The organism is Okeania sp., from assembly GCF_983059655.1.
In genome coordinates, this window is record NZ_CEZPJD010000606.1 from 1 (window position 1) to 4,999 (window position 4,999).

Sequence of the window (4,999 nt, forward strand, 5' to 3'; positions counted from 1 at the left end):
AGTTTTGAAATAAGGTCAATAGTTCCTGGTCACTATGATGGAATAGTGACTTAACAATAGGATGATTAGATTCAGGGAATGTGTAAGTAGGCTCTGTTTTCAGCATAAAGTATAAAAAATTTAGATTAATGAATATTTGATTGAACTATTATTAATTCTAAGAGGTTGTCTGAGAAGTCCCATTTACTACATCCTAGCCACCGCGCATCCCCCATTCAACAAAAAGCGTAGCATCCTCTGGCTTTCCCATCCTTCAAAAGCGCAGCATCCTCTGGCTTCCCCCTTTCCAAGGGGGACGGGAGGGGGATTCCAAGGGGTACAGGAGGGGGATTCCAAGAGGGACGGGAGAGGGATTAATAAAGGGGGACTAGAGCAAGCAAATCGACTCTTGTTCCCCCCAAAATTGGGGGGCTAGTGCAGAATGGCGGAAATAACTGACCAGTTACAAAATCCTAAAATCCTTACCAATCAATACTTCTGACTTCCGCGTAGGGTTACTAGGGGGGCAAAATTCAGTATCAAAAAACTTTTCAGATCTCCTCTAAAATAAAGCAATTAAAATGATTAAGCTAATAATTTAAGCGTTGCTAAATAGATATTACAGAAGTTAAAATTCAGGACAGAAAAAGGAGTTTTTTTCCTAATTACTTAGAGTGGTAATATAAAATCCCGTCATACAGTATATATTTATAATTCTATCCACACTTAAATATTAAATCAGACCATCTCCACGTCTTCACGTCCCCGTATCCTACCACCACCAACTAATTTTTTCGGCAGGCCCTAATATATTCTGTCCATGGCCCTATGCCCTCCCCACTGTTCAACAATTTTATCGTCATATTCATCAGAAATTGCTAAAACTGCTCTTACTGATGCTTCTAATTCTGGTTTATCGCAAGTAGAGCCGACTATTGTATGTTCAAATATAATGCTATTATCTTCATCTATACCAAAAGCACCAAACCGCATTTTACTATTTTCTTGCAGTAAAAATCTCATCAAATCTGCTTTTAAATCTACATTTGTCACCACATAGGAGCGAGTATTAATTATTGCCTCATTATCTCCCCAAGCAAAAACAGATACTTCAACTAAGGCAGAACCCATAAATAAAGTAATGCCTGGTAAGTCTTGTCTCACGCAGGGAAATTTATCAAATAATTCTCTCATCCAGAGAGATACTTTGTTATAGCAAGCTTCTTGTACATTTGTTTCAAATTGCATTATTTTTCTCCAAAAGCTTTACGGCGTTGCTGAATTAGTGTATAGTTTATAACTTTAATTACTTAGAACTCAGGAGTCAGGAGGGAAGAAAGAAAAAGAGAAGTAGAAGGAGAAAATTTTTTGTTTGCTAGCGCACAACGCACGTTAACCTGTAAGCGGAACTGAGTTCTATTGCGCTCTCACTTGGACATGATATCATACCTCAAATCACCAATGCAAAAAATACAATTATTATACTATATCAATTCTTGAAGTTTGAGATAAAATAGGCTGTATGTTGATTATTTTCGTAAGGATACAATTATGAGTGAAATATTAACACCTAATTTAGTAGCCGAAATGCTCACTGCATTGGGCTCGGTGGGTTTTTTATTCCTGGCAATTCAAGCATTGCAATTACTAAAACAATAAATTTTAAAACAACAATGACTTTGATAAATTAATTTCTATCAGGCGATCGCAGTAATTTTTGCTCAAAAGCAATTTTTTCTTAAATTATTGAGCGATCGCTCTTGAAGATTGTTTCCAATTAAGATAAATCGCCCTAGAGAAACTTTCTCTTCTATCCTTAGCTTTCGTCTTATATAAGATTTAATTAGGGCTTGCTGATTAAATATCGCGCGCATTGACTGATATGGGTTTTAGGTAATTTATGTTTGAAAAAAGTATGAGCTTTTTCGGCCGTGTGCTACCCGAAAAATTACTCTGACTATTGTTTTGGCCACGGAATCTGTAATTCCCATTGCTTCTACGTCCTAACTACTCCCTACTCCCTACTCCCTACAAAGAGTAAAAAAACTTTCCATACGCAAACCCTAATTATATCATAATATATCTTTAATAATTCTATAGTTACTTAAATCTTTAATCTCCCCCACTCCCCTACTCCCCTACTCCCCTACTTCCCTACTCCCCTACTCTCCGTATTCCAGATAACTTTCTAATTTTAAAAAGTGTACCCTGCCAGAAGCTTCACCAACAATAATTTTTACCCCATCTTCTGCCACAGCGCAACACTCTAAAGAACTCTCTCCTGTAAAATGGGCGATCGCTTGTCGCTTTTCTAAGTCCCAAACTTTGAGAGTACGATCGTCAGATGCAGAAATCACTTGCTGACCATTTGGTATGACAGCAATTGAACTTACCCAGTCAGTATGACCGCTCAAACTAAATAATTCCTCTGCAGTTTCCAAGCACCAAACTTTAATAGTTTTGTCAAAAGACCCAGAAATTACTCGCTTACCATCTGGCGTTACAGCCAAAGCTTTCACCCATCCATTATGACCGACTAAAGTAGAAACTTCTTCTGCAGTTTCCAAGCACCAGACTTTAATAGTTTTATCAAAAGACCCAGAAATTATTCGCTTACCATCTGGCGTTACTGTCACTGAACTTACCCAGTCAGTATGTCCTACAAGAGTAGCAACCTCCTTTAAAGTTTCTAAACTCCAGACTTTTAGAGTTTGGTCAGATAAACAGGCGATCGCTCGTTTACCATCTGGTGTAACTGCCACAGCAAAAATACATCTAGTATTACCTTCTAGACTCAACAACTCCTGCCCTGTTTCCCAACTCCAAATTTTGAGAGCGTTATCATCAGAAGCTGAAATAATACGTTTGTCTGGTAATGCTGCTACAGAATTAACTCGATCGGTATGACCTTTAAGAGTAGCAACTGATTTTGTTGTGTTTAAATTCCAGACCTTAATTGTGTTATCCCAAGATGCTGATGCTGCTAGTAATTCTGGCAGTGCCACTGCTGCATTCACCCTATTAGTATGGCCGATCGGAGGTGGTAATTCTACAGAAGTGTCAAGACTCCAAACTTTGAGAGTAAAATCATCAGACCCCGAAATTATGCGTCCATCTGGTAAAACTGCAACTGCATATACAGAGTCAGCATGACCTTTGAGAGCAAATAACTCTTCTCCTGTCTGGAGACTCCAAACTTTGAGAGTATTGTCTGAAGCAGCAGAAATAATTCCCTTACTGTCTGGAGATACTGCTACTGCATTTATCCCTTTAGCGTGACCTTTGAATGTTAGAGTAGTTTTTTGGCTGTGCAAATTCCAAACTTTAATTGTGTTGTCAGAAGAACCGGAAACTACTTGTCCTTCTGGAAGTTTCGCCACAGTTCTCACACCACCCTCATGACCACTCAATGTAAACAATTCTTCTCCTGTCTGGATATTCCAAATTTTGAGACTGCGATCAGATGACCCTGAAATAATTTCTCGGTCGGATAATACCGCCAACGAATTTACCCAACCTTTATGACCAGTGAGAGTAAATTCTTCTTTTTGTGTTTCCAAATTCCAGACTTTAATCGTATTATCTGAAGAACCAGAAATTAATCTACCATCTGGTAATACTGCTACTGCTCTTACTCCTCTTGTATGACCAGTGAGAGTGAGAAATTCTTCAGTTGTTTCTAGGTTCCAAATCTTAATACTAAAGTCATCAGAGCCAGAGACCGCCCATTTATCATCTAGCAATGCTATGGCTCTAATTCTCGCCTTGTGACCAGTCAAGGTCGCTATTTCTTTCCCAGTTTCCAGGTTCCAAACTTTGAGAGTATTGTCAGCAGAACCAGAAATTACCAATCCTTCTGGGGTAACAACTACTGCATTTACCCAGCCTGTGTGACCAATGAAAGTTCGTAGTAGTCTACCTCCTGGAGGTGTGAGACTTGGTGCCATTGGTCTTAACCAGGGTGTCCGGTTCCAGGATTTTGCTTGTTGTAGCATTTCCTGAATTTCTGGTATTTCAAAAGATAGCAGTCGCCCCCACAGTTGTCCTGCTAGCTGGGTTTTATCTTCGACAAGGATATGAGATGATAGCTCAATTGCCCCTTGAATTAATTTTAGAGTTTTAATTTTTTCTCTTGAGGTCCATACATTGGAATGCATGGCTTCTTCATAATCATTTAAGAGATATTCTACTCCAAATAAATATAGTCTTGATTCGATAAAATCGAAATCTGTGAGTAAACGATGCAATTGTTCTGTATCAGATTCACTCACGAGAAAACCTGGTAAAGTTTCTAAGAGATAGTATTGATCTTCTAGGGGCATTTGAGCTAAATTTTCTCTAAACTCACCCATTTCAATTTCCTTGTTATACTGATGTAAACTAATAGGTATTTGTGCAAAATTAATTTAACATCTTTAAGCAGGGAGTAGGAAATAAAAATATACTTGTTTGCTTGAGCAGTAGATATAAAAATAATTTTGCCTACCTATTTAATATGACCATCAAATATACAATTAATTTAGCTTTAGTGCTTATACATTTTATACATTTATTATATTGAGAGTAAGGATATCCCCTACTCCCCTACTCCCCTACTCCTGAAAAAGACTTTTTCAGCAAACCCTAATTACCATTATTTAGGAACTTCCTCTGCTTCAGCTAAAGGTTCCAACTTCCACTTTAGTAGATTCGCCACAAAAAGAGGAGGATGACGGTCAAATTCAGCTTGAGCTTTATTCGTATAGTCCAACCAATTGTCTAAATATTGTCCTACCGTTTCGTGATCGCGCAAATAATACAAAATTGTTGCATAAACTTGTTCTAAGCTAACACTATGAAATAGTTCGGCATGGGTTCTATAAAGAAATGGTAAAGAACGCACTAATTTTGTTAAAGATTTAATGAAGATTTGTAATTATCCTTAACATGAGCTTGATTAATTCAAAACAGTTAAATATTATTATCTAAATCCCTAGAAGGTTTAGAAAATAGAAAAGTATGATGGATGATGCCATGGCTT

Annotated in this window: 3 protein-coding genes and 1 pseudogene; all 4 read right to left on the bottom strand. The window is 37.7% G+C overall.

Annotated elements, in window-relative coordinates; all coding sequences use genetic code 11:
• Window positions 1–106, bottom strand: a pseudogene (locus tag AC3DU7_RS25035) (sigma-70 family RNA polymerase sigma factor); the annotation flags it as partial.
• A 677-nt stretch (window positions 107–783) separates the two neighbouring features.
• Window positions 784–1,227, bottom strand: a complete 444-nt coding sequence (locus tag AC3DU7_RS25040) for a T3SS (YopN, CesT) and YbjN peptide-binding chaperone 1 (RefSeq protein WP_488041200.1) — start codon at window positions 1,225–1,227, stop codon at window positions 784–786.
• A 914-nt stretch (window positions 1,228–2,141) separates the two neighbouring features.
• Window positions 2,142–4,331 (bottom strand): hypothetical protein, encoded by a 2,190-nt coding sequence (locus tag AC3DU7_RS25045; RefSeq protein ID WP_488042006.1) that lies wholly within the window; start codon window positions 4,329–4,331, stop codon window positions 2,142–2,144.
• Between the two features lie 281 nt (window positions 4,332–4,612).
• Complete coding sequence (locus AC3DU7_RS25050) at window positions 4,613–4,861, bottom strand: hypothetical protein (RefSeq protein ID WP_488042007.1); 249 nt, start codon at window positions 4,859–4,861, stop codon at window positions 4,613–4,615.
• Between the last annotated feature and the right edge of the window lie 138 nt (window positions 4,862–4,999).

Bases quoted from the DNA above. Each gene is read 5' to 3' on its own strand.
- AC3DU7_RS25040 (WP_488041200.1), bottom strand. From the start codon at position 1,227: ATGCAATTTGAAACAAATGTACAAGAAGCTTGCTATAACAAAGTATCT.
- AC3DU7_RS25045 (WP_488042006.1), bottom strand. From the start codon at position 4,331: ATGGGTGAGTTTAGAGAAAATTTAGCTCAAATGCCCCTAGAAGATCAA.